Annotated in this window: 16 protein-coding genes, 3 pseudogenes and 1 CRISPR repeat array; of the genes and pseudogenes, 11 read left to right on the top strand and 8 right to left on the bottom strand. The window is 41.6% G+C overall.

Annotated features, from left to right (window positions below):
* Positions 1-181: 181 nt before the first annotated feature.
* Entirely contained in the window at positions 182-496 is a 315-nt protein-coding gene (locus ACYRY3_RS15200; protein WP_460202477.1) for an RNA recognition motif domain-containing protein, read from the top strand.
* Between the two features lie 508 nt (positions 497-1,004).
* Complete coding sequence (locus ACYRY3_RS15195; RefSeq protein ID WP_460202476.1) at positions 1,005-1,130, top strand: hypothetical protein; 126 nt, start codon at positions 1,005-1,007, stop codon at positions 1,128-1,130.
* Positions 1,131-1,270: 140 nt separating this feature from the next.
* On the opposite strand, the pseudogene ACYRY3_RS15190 reads toward ACYRY3_RS15195, so the two are convergent.
* The 3 genes and pseudogenes from ACYRY3_RS15190 to ACYRY3_RS15180 all read right to left on the bottom strand — a co-directional run.
* A pseudogene (locus ACYRY3_RS15190) lies at positions 1,271-2,353 on the bottom strand (GlgB N-terminal domain-containing protein); the annotation flags it as partial.
* A gap of 151 nt (positions 2,354-2,504) precedes the next feature.
* Complete coding sequence (locus ACYRY3_RS15185) at positions 2,505-2,819, bottom strand: hypothetical protein (RefSeq protein WP_460202475.1); 315 nt, start codon at positions 2,817-2,819, stop codon at positions 2,505-2,507.
* A gap of 544 nt (positions 2,820-3,363) precedes the next feature.
* Positions 3,364-3,570 carry a hypothetical protein gene (locus ACYRY3_RS15180; RefSeq protein ID WP_460202474.1) on the bottom strand — a complete coding sequence of 69 codons (207 nt, stop codon included), beginning with the start codon at positions 3,568-3,570 and terminating at the stop codon, positions 3,364-3,366.
* Positions 3,571-4,053: 483 nt separating this feature from the next.
* Between ACYRY3_RS15180 and ACYRY3_RS15175 the strand changes: the two genes are divergently transcribed.
* From ACYRY3_RS15175 to ACYRY3_RS15160, 4 genes are all read left to right on the top strand, one after another.
* Entirely contained in the window at positions 4,054-4,752 is a 699-nt protein-coding gene (locus tag ACYRY3_RS15175; protein WP_460202473.1) for a hypothetical protein, read from the top strand.
* Positions 4,753-4,796: 44 nt separating this feature from the next.
* Complete coding sequence (locus tag ACYRY3_RS15170; RefSeq protein ID WP_460202472.1) at positions 4,797-6,743, top strand: peptidoglycan D,D-transpeptidase FtsI family protein; 1,947 nt, start codon at positions 4,797-4,799, stop codon at positions 6,741-6,743.
* A 337-nt stretch (positions 6,744-7,080) separates the two neighbouring features.
* Complete coding sequence (locus tag ACYRY3_RS15165; RefSeq protein ID WP_460202471.1) at positions 7,081-8,187, top strand: iron-containing redox enzyme family protein; 1,107 nt, start codon at positions 7,081-7,083, stop codon at positions 8,185-8,187.
* Between the two features lie 169 nt (positions 8,188-8,356).
* Entirely contained in the window at positions 8,357-9,052 is a 696-nt protein-coding gene (locus tag ACYRY3_RS15160; protein WP_460202470.1) for a class I SAM-dependent methyltransferase, read from the top strand.
* A gap of 197 nt (positions 9,053-9,249) precedes the next feature.
* Here ACYRY3_RS15160 and ACYRY3_RS15155 read toward each other — a convergent pair whose 3' ends face one another.
* Entirely contained in the window at positions 9,250-9,435 is a 186-nt protein-coding gene (locus ACYRY3_RS15155; protein WP_460202469.1) for a hypothetical protein, read from the bottom strand.
* A 226-nt stretch (positions 9,436-9,661) separates the two neighbouring features.
* On the opposite strand from ACYRY3_RS15155, the gene ACYRY3_RS15150 reads away from it, so the two are divergent.
* A complete protein-coding gene (locus ACYRY3_RS15150) occupies positions 9,662-10,555 on the top strand; it encodes a helix-turn-helix domain-containing protein (RefSeq protein ID WP_460202468.1) in 894 nt (297 codons plus the stop codon).
* A 327-nt stretch (positions 10,556-10,882) separates the two neighbouring features.
* Here the strand turns inward: ACYRY3_RS15150 and ACYRY3_RS15145 are convergent.
* Positions 10,883-11,809: pseudogene (locus ACYRY3_RS15145) on the bottom strand (FAD-dependent oxidoreductase); the annotation flags it as partial.
* A 32-nt stretch (positions 11,810-11,841) separates the two neighbouring features.
* Between ACYRY3_RS15145 and ACYRY3_RS15140 the strand changes: the two are divergent.
* Positions 11,842-11,988 (top strand): annotated as a pseudogene (locus tag ACYRY3_RS15140) (VapC toxin family PIN domain ribonuclease); the annotation flags it as partial.
* 142 nt (positions 11,989-12,130) lie between these two features.
* Here ACYRY3_RS15140 and ACYRY3_RS15135 read toward each other — a convergent pair.
* From ACYRY3_RS15135 to ACYRY3_RS15125, 3 genes are all read right to left on the bottom strand, one after another.
* Positions 12,131-12,355 carry a hypothetical protein gene (locus ACYRY3_RS15135; protein ID WP_460202467.1) on the bottom strand — a complete coding sequence of 75 codons (225 nt, stop codon included), beginning with the start codon at positions 12,353-12,355 and terminating at the stop codon, positions 12,131-12,133.
* A gap of 72 nt (positions 12,356-12,427) precedes the next feature.
* A complete protein-coding gene (locus tag ACYRY3_RS15130) occupies positions 12,428-12,820 on the bottom strand; it encodes a RidA family protein (protein ID WP_460202466.1) in 393 nt (130 codons plus the stop codon).
* A gap of 143 nt (positions 12,821-12,963) precedes the next feature.
* Entirely contained in the window at positions 12,964-13,122 is a 159-nt protein-coding gene (locus tag ACYRY3_RS15125; protein WP_460202465.1) for a hypothetical protein, read from the bottom strand.
* A gap of 306 nt (positions 13,123-13,428) precedes the next feature.
* On the opposite strand from ACYRY3_RS15125, the gene ACYRY3_RS15120 reads away from it, so the two are divergent.
* The 3 genes from ACYRY3_RS15120 (at position 13,429) to ACYRY3_RS15110 (ending at position 19,958) form a co-directional block, all read left to right on the top strand.
* Complete coding sequence (locus ACYRY3_RS15120; protein ID WP_460202464.1) at positions 13,429-13,629, top strand: hypothetical protein; 201 nt, start codon at positions 13,429-13,431, stop codon at positions 13,627-13,629.
* Between the two features lie 290 nt (positions 13,630-13,919).
* Positions 13,920-15,630: a CRISPR direct-repeat array (repeat unit 37 nt; unit sequence GTTTCAATCCCTAATAGGGTTTCAAGTTAATTGTAAT).
* Positions 15,631-16,404: 774 nt separating this feature from the next.
* Entirely contained in the window at positions 16,405-17,997 is a 1,593-nt protein-coding gene (locus ACYRY3_RS15115; RefSeq protein ID WP_460202463.1) for a glycosyltransferase family 39 protein, read from the top strand.
* A gap of 266 nt (positions 17,998-18,263) precedes the next feature.
* On the top strand, positions 18,264-19,958 hold the full coding sequence (locus tag ACYRY3_RS15110) for a glycosyltransferase family 39 protein (RefSeq protein ID WP_460202462.1): 1,695 nt from the start codon (positions 18,264-18,266) through the stop codon (positions 19,956-19,958).
* Positions 19,959-19,989 lie beyond the last annotated feature (31 nt).

Below are 19,989 nucleotides of genomic sequence, written 5' to 3'. Positions count from 1 at the left end.
CCCATCGCACAAGACAATCGAGCCTTTTTTGGAATTGTCTCAAATGTTAACAATATAAAATCTGACTTTATGTTATAGTATATTTCTAGGAATTAAATTCGGTTGCACAATTTGTTTTTATCTACTTACAAGTGTCTCTCCGAATCTAACTCTCTGCACCATATGATTCTGGAGAAATTTTATGTCAATTTACGTTGGTAACCTATCTTATGAGGTTGGACAAGACGACCTCAGACAAGTTTTTGCGGAATATGGAACTGTCAAAAACGTCCAGTTACCTACGGACCGGGAAACAGGCCGTGTAAGAGGCTTCGCTTTTGTAGAAATGGGATCGGAGGCAGAAGAAGCTGCCGCGATTGAGGGGCTTGACGGTGCTGAATGGATGGGTCGTGACCTGAAAGTGAATAAAGCCAAGCCCAAGGAAGACAGAGGTTCTTCCTTCGGTGGTGGTGGTAGACGCGGTGGCGGTGGTGGAGGTTACTCCCGACGCTACTAAGATTACACAATTGAGAATCGCTATAGGCTTTGAGGTAAGCAACCTCCGAATTAAATTCGGAAGCTTCAGCTAGATCTAGCACTAGTTGGAGCCTAGCTTACCAGACTCAACACCGCTTCGCGGAAGTCAAAAGTATCAAGTCAGAATTCAAACATTTTTAATTTTGACTTTTGACTTTTGAATTTTGACTTCCCGTAAGGGCGGTACTACGTTAGCGGCAAGTGTTTAAATTCCTACTCCGGAATACGTAGCCGATTCCGTGACCCTAGAACCAAGCAATTAAACAAGCGTAAAGGTTTGAAGCTAGTGTTGGAGCGGAAAGTACCGACCGTTAACTTTGTCGTTCGCGGAGCGTGCCGACGAAGGAAGCATGGCTAACATTGCTCCTACTGGGAGGCTCATTTGAGCAAAAACCGTATGCGTACAGAGCGAAAACTTTGAGATAGTAACTGTCAAGCTCGAAAGTACATTACAAACGTAGACGCCCAGCAAGTAGCTCTAAGGCGGTATGGATAAAACGGCTTTGGGAATTAGCCGTGCCGTGTTTCCTCTACGATCTGAAGATGCGCGGTTTCCACACTCCTGGAGAATTTTAGATGATACTTTGGCTTTGTCTCCAACGGTTTCATCTTAAAGAAATAATTTAACTCTCGGGTATTTTGGGCAGATGTGTTGTCTGCCTTTTTTTACTCAAATTTACTGGATTGTTTATATCCAGCTGCCAATTCACTCAATTTAATAGGAGAGAGAATGACCCAAATAATTCTGGGTGAGAATGAAGGCGCCTATACCGTTTTGGTGGCATTGGTCAACAAAGTACATGAAGTCTTCTGGGCAACCGTAACGGGAGGTAGGTGCGTAGTACCCAGTGACTTGATAACCCCAGGAGCCATCAAAGGGGTGTTCGGCAACGGGTAATATTTCAATGTGGGTGTATCCCAAGTCTTTAACATAGGGAATGAGCCGTTCTGCTAGTTCCCGATATGTCAGGAAGCGTGCGCCCGGATTGAGTTCCGAAACGGTAACGACAGGGGAAGTTTGACCGTTGGGTAGTTTGGCGGGTTCTGCGCTGGAGGCATGCAACCAAGAGCCTAAATGCACTTCATAGACGGAGATGGGCTGCGTGAGGGGATCGGTGTGCCGCCGTTTTTCCAGCCAGTCGTCGTCACTCCAAGTGTAAGCATCTAAATCGCTAACAATGGATGCGGTTTTAGGGCGCGGTTCTTGTTGAAAAGCATAAGGATCGGATTTTTCGTAAATGTGCCCTTCTATGTTCTTAATTTCATATTTGTAATGTTCCCCTACTCCCAGTCCGGGGATAAACAGTTCCCAAATACCAGTTTGTCCTTTACGCATCTGGTGTTTGCGTCCATCCCAGTGATTGAAATCTCCCAGTATTGAGACGTTACGGGCATTGGGTGCCCAAACAGCAAAGTAAACACCCTTTACACCGTTAACTTCAGTGAGATGCGCTCCGAGTTTTTCGTAAATTCGATGGTGGTTTCCTTCCGCAAAGAGGTGTAAATCAAAATCTGTTAACTTGGGAGAACGGAAAGCATAGGGGTCATAGATGACTCGCTCGTGTTCCCCTTCTTTTATACGAAACTGATAGTTCACCAGTTCTTTTGTGTCTATCGTGCATTCAAAAAAGTGGGGATTGTGAACGCTTTCCATTGGATATTCTTTCCGTTCTTCAGGAAGGATCACCGTCACCTCACTGGCATTGGGTAGGTAGGCTCGCACAGCCCAGATGTTTTTGCCGTTCTCCTCTATGAGATGGGCACCAAGGACTTCAAAGGGATCTTGATGCTGATTCCAAACTATGCGGTTAATTTGTTCAGGGGGTATAGTTGTCATAGACATGGAGCTACCTACGCTAAATAAAGTGGCTAAGTAAACTTACTTTTTAAAAGCTCTATTACTATTCTTTACATTTATTTGCAAATTTTGTCTTTACAGTCATCGAACTTAGGTAAGAAAGGGCTGGGGAATAAGGGAGCAATTGTAACTATAGGTCTAAAAACGGGAAGAGTTGAAGTAAAAACTTACGTATTCGCAGCAGAAAAACTTGTTCTCGAATTTTGGGGTCGAGTTTTGGGGGAGGGATTACTGACAGTTGTGCTTGTAATTTTGCATACTCTGCAGCACTTAAAGGTTTACCATCAATAGGCGATCGCGCTGCCGTAATAATTTCCATCCGCAAGATTTCTTCCGGGATATCTTCCTGTGGTGGTAATGCCATAACCAACGATCCCCAATAGCTGCTCAACCCTACCATAATAGTAGTGCCAATGCTTAAAAGGATAAATATGATTCGCTTCACAGTCGAGAAACCAAATTCTGATTTTTGAGTAATGAATTTCAGGGTATTTTTTCTTTTCTCTATCCTACTCCTCACTTCAAGAGTTGGTACCCAGTACTGTTAAAAATCTAGTACTTGACCGCATGAATTCTCTTAGGTTATCTAGATCCGCTCCCCGACTTCTCTATGAACTCGGAAATCTTGCAGCCCCTCAAAATTCATATGGTGGACATTGGCGAAAATCAGGCTACTATTCCACGCTCGTTGTAAAGGTTGCAGTATAAGCCTGTTACTTTTATCCTTTAGTTTTCATACTTCACCTTTTTGTACTAGCCTATATAAACAAAGTTACTAAGAAACCCGGTTTCTACAAGAAACCGGGTTTCTGCAAAAACCTGGCAAGATGAAACACTGTTACCAGATTGTCTGTCTGTACAACTACCTCCTACACCCTCAAAAGACAGCCACTCTTTTATTGACAATTTGAAAACGTTGACTTAATCAATTTATGGAGGAGTGCTGCAACAATCCCAATCTATAGAATTGGCTGTCTTGAGATGACCACTTAGGGGCTTGGAGTTGCGGTTGGGCTAGCAGTAGGAGAAGGAGAGGCAGCGCCAGTGTCAGCAGGTTCAGCTGCCGGTGAAGTAGTAGCAGCTGGAGATGTTGTGTCGCCACCACCAGCGCCACCAGTACCACCACCGCCCTCGCATGCACCGAGAGCTGCTGCTAGACTTAACATCAAAGAAAGACCAAGGATTTTTATTTTCATAACTCCTCTTTCACCAATTGCGGCAAGAACAAATTTAGCCTGATGAATACGATACCCTATTTGTTGTTTTTTTTTAAGTGACTTTGGAATACAGATTGAGGTAAAAAGCTTGGATTCTTCCTATAGTTATAGAAAGAATGCAATTAAACCTAAATCAGATCCTAACGGCGTCATCATACCAAAAATTATATTTCTTGCACACTCTTGCCTGGAAAGGCAAGGCATTGTCATACTAAGGCAATGCCTTGTTTCTATACCCAAGGCGTCAAATGACCGCTTAAAATTGCAAAAAACCCAGTTTCAAGGGAGAAACGGGGTTTTAAGGGAAATGCAAAGATTAGTGCAGCTACCTATCAGAATACGCATATTCGGTGTAGGGTGTTACTTGATTCATTGGCTCCTGGCGGTTAACTATTGACTGTCAACTGTCAACTGTCAACTATCAACTATTTAGAGTTAGATTACTTTTTATCCAATCAGATTATGGCTATTGCTCGCAAATCAGGTGTTTCTGCAACGGGCAGCTTATCTCGAACAGCAGCAAAAAGTGACAGACATCGCCCTTCTGTCAATCAAAAGAAACTTTCCACACATCAAGAAGTCGCCCAACGGGCAAGGCTTTTAAGAACGAACCAAATTCCTTTGCCTGCTTTTTCTTCACCAAAACCTTCGGAAAAACGAAGGCGTCCTTCAGGAAATGTGCCAACTTCCTCACAGCAAATAGGGCTTAATACTTCTGGTACACCGAAAACTCTCTCACAAAGGCAAGAGCGAAGCAAACAAAAATTGTCAACCATTCCTGTTATGCCTTCCCAATCCATGCCATTGTGGTTGTTACGGTTGTACGGAATACACCGTCATTCTTCGATTGTGGCATTTCTGTTAGTGGCTGCAACGCTTGTAGTTTATGGTTTAACAGTTTATTCTCAAGAATTTTGGAGTCAGTCGTACCGGAAACTGCAAAACCTGCAGCGACAAGAACGACAATTGATGACAACCAACGAAACACTAAAAAACAACATGGCTAAGGAAGCACAGAAACAACCAGAAAAATTAGTATCGCCCTCGCCCAATAGAATGATATTCCTCAACCCAGCGCCTGTAACTTCAAACCCTCCTTCCAATACCAAAATCCCAATTCCTGAAATACAACAGCAAACCATCAACCCAACGGGATATTAGTCATTAGTCATTAGTCATGAGCATTGGGACAAAGGACGATTTTCATGCAAAAGTCACCAAGTAGAACAAGATTTAGGAACTTTCCCAAACCAGAATTTATTAAGCGTCGGCAGAGGGTTTCCAAACAAGGAATACAAAACCAAGTACCTGACCAAACCCAAGAGCAAGTGTCATCAGTGCGCCGCGAGTCGCTACAGAGGAAAGAAACTCTGCAACGCACTCCCTCGGAAACTCACGCACAGGATTGGCTTAACAATACTAAACCCCGGCTGTTTATAGTTTGGGGTCTACTCATGAGTGCTGGAATCGGTTTGGCTTTTAACTTGTACCAGTTACAAATTGTCCGGGGACCAAAGCTAACAGAAAGGGCACGAAATCAGCAAATGGTTAATTTGCGTCCTTTTATGCCCCGGCGTCCGGTCATAGATCGCAATAGGGATTTGCTAGCAATTGACCGTCCTGTATACACTTTGTATGCCCATCCCAAGTTATTTGCAAAATCCAATCAAGAAGTAGCAGTACTGCTTGCGCCCATACTGGATCGAGATGCAGCTGAGTTAGAAAAAAAGTTTGACAACAAAAAAAGTGGTATTACATTAGCTCTTACCTTACCTGAAGAAGTTGCCGATCGCGTGTCTTCATTACACCTCAATGGTATAGAGTTAATTCAAAAATATTCTCGATTCTATCCACAGCAGGATCTAGTATCAGAAGTGGTAGGTTATGTCAATCTTGACCGTCGCGGTCAGGCAGGTGTGGAATACAGCCAAGAGAAATTACTAGAGCGTTCCGTGCAGACCATGCGACTCAGTAGAGCTGGGAATGGAGCCATTATGCCGGATTATGCTCCTGAGGGTTTTCTCAATTTTGATGACCTGCGATTGCAACTGACTCTAGATAATCGCTTGCAAAGAGTTGCTCGCTTTGCACTTAAAGAACAAATGAAAAAATTTAAGGCAAAACGGGGAGCAGTGATTGTTATGGACGCATGGGATGGTTCCATACTTGCCTTGGCAACCCAGCCGACTTATGATGCCAATGAATACTCAAAAGCAGATATTTCACTGTTTAAAAACTGGACGGTAGCAGACCTTTATGAACCGGGATCGACCTTTAAACCTTTAAATGTTGCTATTGCTTTAGAAGCAGGAATCATCAAACCTGATGATGTTTTCAGCGATCCCGGTTCCATTCAAGTTGCCGATCGCACAATTAGAAATGCTGAAAATAAACGTTATGGACGGATTAACATAGCTGAAATTTTGCAACACTCCAGTAATATTGGTATGGTGCAAATCATGCAAAAATTGCGACCTTCAGCTTATTATGGTTGGTTAGAACGTTTGGGTTTGGGACAAAATGTGGATACAGATTTGCCCTTTACAGTTAACAGTCAGTTAAAAGGTCAGGAACAATTTCTTGCCACACCAGTTGAACCCGCAACAACCTCCTTTGGTCAGGGATTTTCTCTAACACCATTGCAACTCGTACAAATGCATGGAGCATTAGCCAATGGCGGTAGATTAGTCTCGCCTCACGTGGTTAAAGGGCTTGTGGATAGCAAAGGACAATTACACTATTTGCCCACACGACCAGCCCCACGTCAAATCTTTTCCTATGCAACGACTCAAAAAGTTGTAGAAATGATGGAAAGTGTCGTCGATGATGGCACAGGAAGAGCTTCTCAAATTCCTGGCTATCGCATCGCCGGGAAAACTGGTACAGCACAAAAAGCCAGTGCATCGGGTGGGTACTTAATGAATGCCAAAATTACTAGCTTTGTGAGTATTTTGCCAGTCGAAGCTCCCCGTTATGTGGTGTTGGCATTAGTAGACGAACCAAAAGGACAAAATGCTTTTGGTAGTAGTGTCGCCGCACCAATTGCCAAAACAGTGATGGAAGCACTGATTACCATAGAACAACTTCCACCCAGTAAACTCATACCTAATAAACTTATGATGCCCGCTCCAACTCCAACGACTACCCCTTAAGGAAATCAAAAGTCAAAAGTTACAATTTCTAAAGTTAAAAGTTAAAAACTATTATCCCCATACCCCTCATTTTCGGCGCTTTCTCGGCTCAATCTGTGTCTGAGGGTTGAATTTTGCATTCAACAGCTTCATTTTTCTTTATCACCTATGGGAGATGTAATAAAAGCTACTTAATGGAAATACTATAAATATTAAGGGCAGAACTCAGTCAATCGTTTGCATTTTAGATTGCTCATGACACATTTACTTGTTGTAGAGCAATCAATGTATAATGATCTATTGAACTGGGTTTTCCCATTTTTACTTTTGACTTTTGATGTTTTACTTTGGACGACTTATGTCCCCTATCGCAAACGCTGAAAAAAAAAATACGCAGATAGAGGAAAGAATAGATACAATCTATGAGCGTTCCGAACAGCAATTTATAGACCTGCTTGCGACAGAGGATTTAGACAAAAAACTCGAAGCACAACCTGCACTCAAGAGTGAGTTTGAACGCACCCTGTCTGTAGCTATTCGCGCTGCTTACCAAAATGGTGCAGGTGATAATGCGGCTCACCTCTTTCTTCAGCGCATACTTTATCGTATCAATAGGTTGAACCTGTTTTGGTACGACGACCTGCGGCACTATATCAACGAGCGCTCTTTTTATTTGTATAAAGTGCGCGACCAAATAGAAACAGCTTGGCAGGAGTGGGAAACCTCACAAATCGATATAGCAGCATTACAAAAACTAGATGTTCGGGGTGTTAAGCAAGCTCTTATTGAGCGTGCTGCATATGACTTAGATCCACCTTTGTCAGAAAACAGTCACTACATCCGCAAACAGATGAGTGAAGTTGGCTACCGTCACTTGCTGGCTATTGGCTCATTTGAGGGCTTGGTGGAAAGCAGCCACCTTCCCCGTATTCTGGGTGGCGCAGCTAATGCAGTACAGTGTACGCTGATGCGAGTCTTTCAAGAAGAGTACGGCAACGGTCGCTTACCTCGCAAGCATTCTACGTTTTTTGCTCAAATGCTCAACGAGTTTGGGATGAACACCGAACCAGAAGGATATTTTGATTTAGTTCCTTGGCAACTTCTGGCTTGTTCCAATCACAGCTATTTAATCAGCGAACGCAAGCGCTATTTTCTGCGTTATAACGGTGGGTTGACGTATTTTGAGATATCCGTACCTGCAACTTTCAGAAACTATGTTGCAGCAGGGCAGAGGTTGGAAGTCTCCAACGCAGCAATGAGTTATTGGGAAGTCCACATTCGGGAGGATGAGCGCCACGGTCGCTGGATGTTGGATGATGTGGCTTTACCTTTGGCGGAAATGTATCCCCATGATGCGTGGGAACTGGTTTTGGGGTACGACCAAGAAAAGCTGATGGGCGATCGCGCTGCTCGGGCTGTTGTGCAGTCAATACGTCAAGCAGAACAAGGTGTCTCATCCATTTAAGACATCTTCAAACTTAAAAATAAAATCGTCTTTACCTAAGTGCAAACCATTCCTTTAGGCATTAATTGCTTGCTAAAGGAATCTTTCTCAATTTCATCAAATGTCAATACCTCTTAGGGTGGCTATTTCCCACTCTAACAATTGTAGCCTACAACATAGTGATAGTCAAATGAAAGAAATCTTTTCTTGCCCTGAAGAATCTAGTTTCTATTCCAACTGCTTGGAAAACCTGGTTTTGAAAAATTGTAAAAAATCTGAATGTGTTGTTGAATTTGGCTCAGGAGATGGCAGCCCTGTTATTTATTCACTCTTGAGAAACAGGTTTGATGGGGTGATTCATGGATTTGAATTAAATACCTCTGCTTGGAAAGTCGCTAATTCAACGATAGATGAATACAACCTAGGTAATAAATACATAATTTATAATTCTTGCTTGTTTGATGCTTCTCAACCAAAAGCTGATTATTTAGTCGCCAATCCACCCTATCTCCCTGCGCCAGATAATGATATTTATATGCCTTTGTTATTTGGTGGAGAAGATGGAGCCACTGTCACGAATAACCTTTTATCATTAGGTTATCAAAATGTCCTACTTTTAGTATCTAGCTACTCTAATCCCAAGAGTACAATTGCTTACGCAAAAGCTAATGGTTATAATGTAACCAACTTTTTTGTTTTACCTTTACAATTCGGCTATTATAGTTCCGAGCCAAAAGTTAAGCAGCACATAGAAAAATTACGCAAACACGGAATGGCGTTTTATTCAGGCAATCATTACTACTTAGCAGGCGTTTTATTTCAAAAGTCTCAATACTGTGAAGTGGATTTATCAAATCAGCTAGCTCAAGTCATGACAAGTTTGTAGAACAGGCTATTCAACGTAGGGTGGGCACTGCCCACCATTCTCACTTGCTATTTAATGTAGCAATCCTCACCATTTTCCATCACTACAATTTGAGGTTTTTATTAGGTAAGAGTGACGACAAATGTTGGATTGCTGGTGGGCAGTGCCCACCCTACAATTGGGTTTCCAGTAATTGTCTTCAGTAATTGCCTTCATTTTTAGCCATCTGATGAGTGAGAACCTGTATCATTGCTACCGATAATTGCAAGGAAAATATTCCACAGCAATGATAAAAAAGCCGAAGCTAGCAATAAAAGCATCAAGCTAGCAAGAGTAGCAAAGGGAGAAACAATAAAGAGTAGTAAGAGTAAAAACAATAGACTAGATATTATTATCCTATTCATATTTTCTGAGGGTTTATTGGTTCCTATTTTCTAATTGTTATTAACTTTATTGGTTGTGCAATACCTTCAAGAGAGAATAATTGCTATCCCTCTTGGCATAGATAAATGTATTACAGGCAAAACAATATTTCATGCTATGATTGGGTAGTCAATGTATACAGTGTTGCACTCATTGCCAATCACTGCACATTTTACGGTGAAATTATATACTTAGGTAGCGATAGCAATGCTTGAAGGCAGAAACTCGAAAGCTCGGGGTGTAGACAGAGAGCTTGCAAAGAGTCAATTTGGAGTACCAATTCTTTCAAGTGTACAAGCTGGGTGGAACAACATCCTTGTCGAATACTGGCATATGCCTGCCCACGAGTTGCCCTCACAATTGTTATCAGACTATGTGATAAACCTGCATTTTAAACATTCAGCTAAAGCAGAGCTTTTGTGGGATGGGCGTCTTTTGAACAAGCACTTTACACCAGGTGAAATAACAATTCTTCCACCAGGCTTGTCATGTCAAGGGGTGTGTTTAGAGGATACTGACTTCCTCGTGCTGCGCCTTCAACCTACTCTCGTTACCCAAGTTGCACGGGAGTTAGGCTATAAAGAGGAAGTAGAGATTGCACCTAACTTGGGAACCATTAGTCCCCAAATTCAACACATTGGGCTGGCGCTTAAGACAGAACTTGAATCTGGATGTTTGTCTGGGCGTCTGTACGGTGAATCACTGGCAACTGCACTAGCGAGTTGTCTGCTGAACCAATACTCCACTTCCAGGCGACAGGTTCAAAATTGGACTGGAGGTTTACCTAAATATAAGCTCTCCAGAACTCTTGAGTATATCAATGAAAATCTGCAGTGTGAGTTAACACTAGCTGAACTGGCAAGTGTGGCGGAAATAAGCCCCTATCACTTTGCCCGCTTGTTCAAGCAATCAACGGGTTTTACTCCTCATCAGTACGTAATCAATTGTAGAATCGAGCAAGCAAAAAAACTACTGGCAGAGAAAAAATGGTCGATCGCTGAGATTGGTTTCTCTGTGGGTTTTCAAAGCCCAAGCCACTTCATTGCACTGTTTCGCAAGCAGATGGCAATGACACCAAAAGCTTATCGCGATCGCCTGTAAAAGTTGGATTGCTAGCTATTGTCCGTGGACGGGCAAGGATGCTCAGCCCAAAAGATTTGTCTTGAAAATTTGACTTACAAAACTTTTCGCAAGCTTAAGACATTTTCAGCAAAAAGCAAATATCATGCTGTTAACAACTTTGGTAAACTTATATGTAGTAAACAAAGCATTCATACTACAGTGAAATGCTCTACGCAGATCCTCAAATACCCACCTACAACTTAGGAGTGAGCCGCCGTATGTAGCAAGTTTCTTGTATCCCTGATTCATGCCAGATAGCTATTAACTCAGCCCAGGCGTTGAACCTGGGCTTTTCTTTACAAGTCGCTAAATCTCTAGCAAACCTTCTGGATTGACTGACAAAAGAGTTCGCCTCTGCAATCCCTCTCGGTATAAAATTTCATTAGCTGCTAGCAAACCACTGCTTGTCGCTCTTTCCATTAATCCGCAGGGAAAAGGCATTTTCACCCAATCTCCAGCAAATACCAGGTTGATAATAGGGGTGCTTGTTTCCGGACGTTCGGCGTAACTATTTGGTGGATATCCAGAAAAATTCTTTTGATTCACCAACTCCCGATGTAGCATCTTTGCTTGTTTTAACTCTGGAACAATTTCATAGAGTTCTCCCTCAAAAGTTGTTAACAATGCTTCTTGGGTGGGAAATTGTTTTTCTTTGTAGCAGTAGGCGTGTAATTCTACGACACTACCACCAGTGCGTTTTGCCCATTCGATAAATTGCTCCTGAATGCGGTGATACAAGGTGATGCTATCGGTGAGTTGGTAGCCTGATAAAGAAGTAAAATTACTGTGTTGCCACTCAAAATCGCGCTCGAACCAAAAACGACACACCGCAAACGGATCGGCAACACTCAATTTTTCGACTTGCTTTCGCACGACTTCATCAACATCACCTTTAACTAACTTAAAGAGTTGCTGTACGCCCGGTGTATCAGTAGCAAACACATAATAATCGGCTGCGATTTCTAGGGGCGAGTGCGAACTATCATTTGCTGCAGTCAGTTGCAAATTATCATTTTGACGCTCTACAACTTGATATCGAGGTAAATTCTGTTTTGCCGGACCTTTTAACACTTTACCATCAGCTGCAAAAACGGCTCCATGACAAGGGCAATGGAAATTGCCATCTTCTGACATTTTTACAGTACAACCTTGGTGAGTGCATTTGAGAGAAATCGCTTCCTCACTGCCATTTTTGAGGGCAAACACTTCATCAGCAGCACCAAAATATTGTAAAGACGCCCTACAATCTTGTAAAGACGAGCCATGGCGCGTCTCTACATTTTGTAGATGGTCAAATTGCGAGTATTGCTTTCTGTAATAATTTAATTCTGGTAACTAATAACGTTTCTGATTTTGAGTTTTTTAATGGTTTAAAAGTTGAAAATTGGTTTGTTAGTAAAGGTGAAAATTGAGCTATAGGTGAGTACGCGACAATGGGTAGTGCTGGCAGCGATTAGCCATATTTTGGCTTAAGAGCGATCGCCCAGGAGCGTGAAGGCTGTTTTACTGAGGTAATGGAGTTCTACAGCATTAAGAAACATAGTAATTAATTTCTTACCCGAGACTAGCACAACCCCTGTATAGAAAGGTGATTGAGAGCTTCGGTTGAGCAGGCGTATTGCTCGGTCGGAGGGAAGGGGGAGATATCAAAGCTTCTCTCCTTGTAGGGGAGCTAGTGCGTTGCTCTTCGGGAGTTGTAGCAACTGGCGTGAGAGGAATGGAAGTAGGGTTTTCCAGATACCGTGAAAAGTCAGCCTTAGTACGAGTGTTATTGGTCATTAGTAAGGATTTTAGGTCGTTTACATTTCGTAACACAGTTCTATTTATTTCTGTCAGTCCACCTACTTATCTTTACTCGTGTCTACAAACTGCATCTGCTTCTATCTCAATTAACATTGCCGGATTTACTAAAGATTTAACCTCCACCATCGTTGAAGCAGGCGGATTCTCACCAAAAAATTCTTGATGTGCGCGTCCATAGTCAGCCCAGCGGCTAATATCTGTTACAAACATACGGGTTCGCACTACACAGCTTGTATCTGCACCCAAGTCTTCCAAAGCCTTTTGTATGATTTCCAAACAACGTTTTGCTTGGGCGTAACCATCGCCTGGGGCAAATACGCCACCTGCTTCGTTGACTGGTGCAGTTCCGGATACGTAAACATGATTCCCAACTCTCACAGCACGGCAGTAGCCGACTATTGATTCCCAAGACGCGCCAGAAAAGGTTCTTTTGACTTGCATGGCTTTGTTTGAGCTTATTTTTCTAAAAAAATACAATATTATTGAAGCAAGTCTTGCTGTGTACCAACAACAGTTTGCTTAAGAGGAGTTTTAGACACAGAAGCAATATTTGATTTGGTTTCATGGCAAAGATATTCAAAAAGCTATGCAGCAACGACAATCTCGCTATATTTCTCTGAATGCTTTTTTTGATTGGGGGCTGAATCAACTAAACGTGGATCGATATCCCGATCTTGTTGAGTTACAAAGTAGGATTGAGCAACTATAGCATCTCCTAAATCGACTAACACAGCATAAAACAATTAAGTTCCTCAAATACTGTATCTATTTTGACCGTAGTCTGTGGTAGATTTTTAACAGTACTGTTTGCCCCCTCCATCTCCTCAATATCCACTACTATGAAAATCGACCGATTGCAGGAACTTAAGCAGAAACTGACGAAAGAAGCAGACTTGTCCAATATATGGTTATTTTATATGGATCATTTTGCAGACGATCCAAAATTTACTTAACTGGGTGAGCCTGCCTATAATGAATACCTAAATGCTGTTCTCCACAAAACTTGTCAGCAAATATTTGGCTCTACAATAAAGATTACGAACTTTTTTTTGATATACATTTCACAGTATCGGTTATTTCATGGACCTTTCCAAGTTGAAGGACGTATTGGGGGTGTGATTTATTTCGAGGATATCAAAATTGGCTTACTTGCAGTGTCGGCGGATTATCCCCCTACCGATGCGGTTAAGTATTCGCGTTTTTCTGAGATTCTTCAACTGCCGACACCTAATCGCAACGATCTCAATTGAAATCGGCATTTTTAGCCCCACGCGATACGGCTTCAGCCGTTAGCTTCGCGATCGCCAATCTTTCTCTTAAGTGCAAAACAGTTGACTAGTAAAACTTTATATAAAAATCCGAAATTCTTCGGTGGGAACTGCTTACGGTGTTGGGTTAGTTGCTTTCGCTGGAACTGGTGCAGTAGTAGGTTTAGCTGCATATGGTGCGAAAAAGTCAGTTTTTGGATAATTTGTAACTCTCTAGCAAAGAAAAATGATAAGTATTGTCACCCAGACGATAATTTGTCTGGGTGATGGTAGTTTCAATCCCTAATAGGGTTTCAAGTTAATTGTAATAGCTAGGACTTTTAGAACTGTAGGACTAACTAGTTTAGTTTCAATCCCTAATAGGGTTTCAAGTTAATTGTAATTCCCACTGCTTTAATAAAATCTGCCACTTGCGAGCGTTTCAATCCCTAATAGGGTTTCAAGTTAATTGTAATCCGCTGCTTACTTGTCAAAGTACGTTGGGAAGGATAGTTTCAATCCCTAATAGGGTTTCAAGTTAATTGTAATCGCTGCTTACTTGTCAAAGTACGTTGGGAAGGATAGTTTCAATCCCTAATAGGGTTTCAAGTTAATTGTAATGAAAAAAGGGAGTGGGGAAAAGTTTCAAGAAGAGTTTCAATCCCTAATAGGGTTTCAAGTTAATTGTAATTCCGCACTGGGGGTGATTTTGGGTGCTCTCCGTCAATGTTTCAATCCCTAATAGGGTTTCAAGTTAATTGTAATCTGTCTTTAAATCCGTAGTTTTCTCTTGAGTTGTTTTGTTTCAATCCCTAATAGGGTTTCAAGTTAATTGTAATACGAGCGTAGAAGGCAGAATATTCACTAATCGTGTTTCAATCCCTAATAGGGTTTCAAGTTAATTGTAATGCGGTCTAACGTGCGATCGCTAGAAGGCAACAAGCCAATAGTTTCAATCCCTAATAGGGTTTCAAGTTAATTGTAATCCCGATCGCGCTACCCTCTACCTCAAATATGACAGTTTCAATCCCTAATAGGGTTTCAAGTTAATTGTAATTGAGACCTGTTTGGAAGGCGTCCCATTGAAAGCAGTTATTGTTTCAATCCCTAATAGGGTTTCAAGTTAATTGTAATTGCTCTCGTAGGTTTAATAATAAATTTGATAGGGTTTCAATCCCTAATAGGGTTTCAAGTTAATTGTAATGTCAAAGCCGCGATGGAGGAGCTAAAGCAGTCAGGTTTCAATCCCTAATAGGGTTTCAAGTTAATTGTAATGAGGGCAGGTAAGTTTTAGATTTCCTGCCCAAGTGTTTCAATCCCTAATAGGGTTTCAAGTTAATTGTAATCACGCCTTAGTCAATCAAATAGTTGATTTGCCAGTTTCAATCCCTAATAGGGTTTCAAGTTAATTGTAATTAGTTGCACTCTTCCCCTTGCCCTGCGTCCGAGCAAGTTTCAATCCCTAATAGGGTTTCAAGTTAATTGTAATTCTAGAAAACAAAAGCGTCGTATGTACCAAGCTGCCGTTTCAATCCCTAATAGGGTTTCAAGTTAATTGTAATCACCTTCATGCCTAAAGTTGAGTACAGACAGCGCTTGGTTTCAATCCCTAATAGGGTTTCAAGTTAATTGTAATGCCCCAACAAGAGTTGAGGCAAAATTAGATAATTAGTTTCAATCCCTAATAGGGTTTCAAGTTAATTGTAATGGTATTTAATCCAAAATCCTACTGGTTACGTATTTGAGTTTCAATCCCTAATAGGGTTTCAAGTTAATTGTAATTTTTTCCATCTTTGCCTGCAGTTTCTCAGCTGCAGTTTCAATCCCTAATAGGGTTTCAAGTTAATTGTAATTTCATTCGTCTATTTGGTCTGGCGGTCGCACGATAGAGTTTCAATCCCTAATAGGGTTTCAAGTTAATTGTAATTGGTGGACAGAGTGAAAAACGGCACCAAATCACCCTAAATGTTTCAATCCCTAATAGGGTTTCAAGTTAATTGTAATGGCGGGAGCCTGAAAACGAGTCTTTATGCAGTTTTCATTGTTCGGAATCGCGGATGAGTCTATCATAGCATCAAAAACGGAGATTGAGTAGAGGGTAAATCGCTGAAACGCTGTCTGTGTAAGGAGCGCGGATGGGTAGAGTTGTTAAAACGCTCACAAGCCCTGTATCTCAAGGAATCCAGCTATTTTGACCAATAGTTGTTTTCCAACACCTACCCATCCGCGAATTTGGCAACAAAAGTGAATGTAATATCAAGTTGTTTTTTCATTGTAAGGTAATCCTGAGTGGTGGGCAGTGCCCACCCTACAAAAATCTGTTATTGCCCTTTTGAGCGATCGCGCTCCACATTTCAATCCCTAATAGGATTCCAGTGACAGCAATTTTCAGGTAAATGAAGTACATCGGTAGGGGCTCTCGGCTGTTCGCCCGTAAAACTGGTGTTCCATCTACGAAAGTTCTGTTGCTTAATTTGCATTCCTAAAGATGACATTAGGTATTGAAAGATATATCGTCAAAACCTCTTTAGGCTCGATAATAGTAAAACCGCGATCGCCCAAATCACCATAGCTACACATTTCAAAGTAAGATTGGCGCTTGCAATTCCAGTTTACACGGCTAGTACAAGTCGGCGTAAATGAGGCGACTATTGTAAATCTCTCCAAAGCTTACAGTGTAAGCCTTTTAATTTCATCCTTTATCCTTCATACTTTAGCCTTTCTGTACTAGCTTACTCAACTCAGACACTTTTGACAACATAATCGAGAAACCTGTCTATGCAGCAAATCAAGCTTGCTCCTCATTGGTTGCGGTTTCTAATTGTTGCGGTATTGGTGGTAGGTGTATTCTTTCGCTTCTCTAATCTTGATAGCAAAGTTTACTCACACGATGAAACCCATACTTCATTACGTATTTCAGGATACACTTCTACAGAAGTTCAACGGCAAATCTTTAATAGTCGTGTCCTAAAAAAGGAAGCTTTTGATAAATTTCAAAGACTCGATTCAGAAAAAAGTTTAGGTGATACACTCAAGTCTTTAGCAATAGAAGATCCCCAGCATCCACCGCTTTATTACCTACTACTGCGAGCGTGGGCGCAAATCTTTGGTACTTCAGTAACGGCGCTCCGTAGTTTGTCTGCCATTATCAGTTTACTAGTTTTTCCCAGTGTATATTGGCTGTGTCGGGAATTATTTACCGTACCGCTGTCGGTTCCCTATGTTGCGATCGCACTCATGGCGATTTCCCCAATTCATCTTATCTACGCCCAAGAAGCACAAGAGTATATTCTATGGCTAACTACCATAATACTATCTAGTGCATCACTGATAAGAGCACTACGACTCGAAGCAACAGAACAGTACAAGCAAGAACATACTTCCATATGGGGACTGTATGCAGTCACTTTGGCGCTAAGTTTTTATACATCTTTATTGAGTGGATTTGTAGCAGTTGCTCATGGAATTTATGTCATGGCAATAGCAGAATTCCGCTGGACGAAAACACTAAGAGCTTATACACTGGCATCTTTAGCAGGATTTTCAAGCTTTATTCCTTGGATACTCTTTTTACTCTCAAACCTATTTCAATTTCAACGTACAACAATTTTGCCATCATCTAAGTTACCCTTCTTAGCCCTGTTTCCTGCTTGGCTAACTCAGTTAAGCCGGATTTTTGTTGACTTAGATTTAGGTTTTGAACACCCATTTAACTTTTTAATAACCCCTATTTTTCTAATAGGAGTGGGCTACTCAATTTATATTCTTTGTCTGACAACGCATCCAAAAGTTTGGTTATTTGTTGTGATGTTAATTGCTGTGCCAGCCATACCACTTATGCTGTCAGATATCATGTTTGGAGGAATACGAGCAACTGCTGAAGCTTATTTAATGCCCTCCTATTTAGGTATCCAACTGGCTGTTGCCTACTTAGTAGCTAATCAACTGTACAATGGAATTCTTGTACGCCGAAAATTATGGGAAATGATTTTAATTATAATTATTTTGAGTGGTGTCATTTCTTGTACAGTGATTTCCCAGAAAGAAACTTGGTGGAGTAAAGGCGTGAGTTACAGCAATCCACAAGTTGCCAAAATTGTCAATCGGGCTTCTCGTCCACTTGTCATCAGCGACTCTTCTGGCATCAATTTTGGAAACACGTTTTCCTTAAGCTATCTTGTACAGCCAAAGGTACGTTTTCTACTGGTAAAATCTAAAAATCTTTCCAAACTTCCTCAAGGATTCACTGATGTTTTCCTATTCAACCCTTCTAGCAGCTTACGTAAAGAAATAGAGAAAAAGTACAATACAAAAGTTCGGAGAATCTACGTTAATAGATATTACCAATTCTGGAAATTAGCTAAATCTTGAATCAACAGCCAGACGTAGGGTGGGCACTGCCAAAGATTCGCCTTTGAAACCCCATTCCCTTCTAGGGAAGGGGGCAGGGGGGTTAGGTCAAAACTATTTGGTGCATCTTATTTAAGTTGTAAAAATTATTAACCGCCAAGACGCAAAGAGCGCCAAGAAAAGAAAGGGAAATTTGACAAAGGATTTAGGATTGCTATAGCTAAAGTTATGCAGTATCATCCTCTACAACAATAAAAACTACTTAATAACAAAATTCTCATAAGATAATGAAGCATTGGTTACTGGCTCCACGGTGGTTTAGATTTTTTATTATCGCCCTGTTGGTAGTAGGTGTTTTTTTTCACTTCTTTAACCTTGGCAACAAACTTTACTGGCATGATGAAGTCTATACATCCATGAGAGCGGCGGGCTTCACGCGTAACGAAATTGACCAAGAGCTTTTTCAAAATCGGATAGTTTTAGCATCAGATTTACAAAAGTATCAGCGCCCTAAATTAGGCAGTACTCCCGCAGATACAATTCAATCTCTAGCTATTGAAGATCCACAACATCCGCCTTTCTACTTTTTGATAGCACGGTTTTGGATGCAAGCTTTTGGCAGTTCCCTAACAGCATCCCGTGTTCTACCAGTGCTATTTAGCTTGATGGGATTACCTTTAATGTACGCTTTGGGGCTAGAACTTTTTGCCTCACCAATCATCGCGATACTGGCAACGGTGCTGTTGGCTCTATCTCCTTTTGATATACTGTTTGCTCAAACGGCAAGACAATACAGTTTGCTAACGACTACTGCGATCGGTAGTAGTTTTTTACTGCTGCGGGCTATACGCTTACCCAAATTGGGAAATTGGGGATTATACGCTTTATCTAATGCTTTGGGCTTTTATACGCACCCCTTTTTTGGTTTGACGGTGATTGCTCAAGGGGTTTACGTACTGCTGTTAGAGTTACCTGTCCGCAAGCCCTCTTTTACTGGAGTTGATGAGCCCATCTCTTCTTCTGGGCGAGGGGGGAAATTGGGGTTCTTTGGTCGCGGTACAGGACACAAAACTGTCATCCAATTTTTGCTTGCGATCGCAGGTTCGCTTCTGCTGTACGCTCCTTGGTTAATTGTACTGGCAACTAATTATCAACGTGCTGCGGCAACTACAGATTGGACGAGGGGCAAAGTTGATTTTCTTTACCTGGTTAAATTATGGATACTCAGCTTTAGTTCCCTGTTTTTCGACTTAGATTTTGGCTTTGATAATGTCTGGAATTATGTGCCAAGGTTACTCATTCTTCTCCTTGTTGCAGTCGCAATTTATACCTTGTGTTGTCGCACGAGTCGAGGAACTTGGCTATTTGTCCTAACTTCAATTTTTGTGCCTTTCCTGATATTGGTTCTGCCAGATTTACTATTAGGAGGTAAACGCTCTGCTGTAAGCCGCTACCTCATCTCCTGCTATCCCGGTATACAACTGGCTGTTGCTTACTTGCTGGGTGCTCATATCCTGCAGGGACGCAAATTTTGGCGGGGTATCATGGTGGTAGTAACAGCAGGCGCGATCGCATCCTGTACGGTAAGCGCTTTCTCTGACACTTGGTGGAACAAAGACTTGAGCTATTCTAACGCTGAAGTTGCTCGACGTATTAATGCCATGCCTTCTCCAATAGTTATCAGCGACATTGGCGATGACTACACAAATACAGGAGACTTGATTTCCTTAAGTTACCTGCTGCGTGACAACGTCTCACTCTTGCTGCTGAGTCAACCCCCCCAATTAGAAAATGTCACTTCTCTACAGCAGTCGCTACAACAAGGGGAATCTTCACAACGCAGTCCTTTGCGATCGGCAGATATAGAACTTTTGGTATTTCGACCCTCTGGTAAATTTATCAAGGGGCTCAAACCAGCGCAAGGTCAGCTAGTAGAAGTTTTTATACCAGGAAGACTTTGGCAACTTAGAAAACAAAGTTAAAAAGGTTCATATACAGCATATTTCAGGTACG

The sequence above is a fragment of the Scytonema sp. NUACC21 genome, from assembly GCF_054684315.1.
This window is presented reverse-complemented; position numbering and strand designations above follow the sequence as displayed.

Bases quoted from the DNA above. Each gene is read 5' to 3' on its own strand.
- ACYRY3_RS15200 (WP_460202477.1), top strand. From the start codon at position 182: ATGTCAATTTACGTTGGTAACCTATCTTATGAGGTTGGACAAGACGAC.
- ACYRY3_RS15195 (WP_460202476.1), top strand. From the start codon at position 1,005: ATGGATAAAACGGCTTTGGGAATTAGCCGTGCCGTGTTTCCTCTACGA.
- ACYRY3_RS15180 (WP_460202474.1), bottom strand. From the start codon at position 3,570: ATGAAAATAAAAATCCTTGGTCTTTCTTTGATGTTAAGTCTAGCAGCA.
- ACYRY3_RS15175 (WP_460202473.1), top strand. From the start codon at position 4,054: ATGGCTATTGCTCGCAAATCAGGTGTTTCTGCAACGGGCAGCTTATCT.
- ACYRY3_RS15170 (WP_460202472.1), top strand. From the start codon at position 4,797: ATGCAAAAGTCACCAAGTAGAACAAGATTTAGGAACTTTCCCAAACCA.
- ACYRY3_RS15165 (WP_460202471.1), top strand. From the start codon at position 7,081: ATGTCCCCTATCGCAAACGCTGAAAAAAAAAATACGCAGATAGAGGAA.
- ACYRY3_RS15160 (WP_460202470.1), top strand. From the start codon at position 8,357: ATGAAAGAAATCTTTTCTTGCCCTGAAGAATCTAGTTTCTATTCCAAC.
- ACYRY3_RS15155 (WP_460202469.1), bottom strand. From the start codon at position 9,435: ATGAATAGGATAATAATATCTAGTCTATTGTTTTTACTCTTACTACTC.
- ACYRY3_RS15150 (WP_460202468.1), top strand. From the start codon at position 9,662: ATGCTTGAAGGCAGAAACTCGAAAGCTCGGGGTGTAGACAGAGAGCTT.
- ACYRY3_RS15135 (WP_460202467.1), bottom strand. From the start codon at position 12,355: ATGACCAATAACACTCGTACTAAGGCTGACTTTTCACGGTATCTGGAA.
- ACYRY3_RS15130 (WP_460202466.1), bottom strand. From the start codon at position 12,820: ATGCAAGTCAAAAGAACCTTTTCTGGCGCGTCTTGGGAATCAATAGTC.
- ACYRY3_RS15115 (WP_460202463.1), top strand. From the start codon at position 16,405: ATGCAGCAAATCAAGCTTGCTCCTCATTGGTTGCGGTTTCTAATTGTT.
- ACYRY3_RS15110 (WP_460202462.1), top strand. From the start codon at position 18,264: ATGAAGCATTGGTTACTGGCTCCACGGTGGTTTAGATTTTTTATTATC.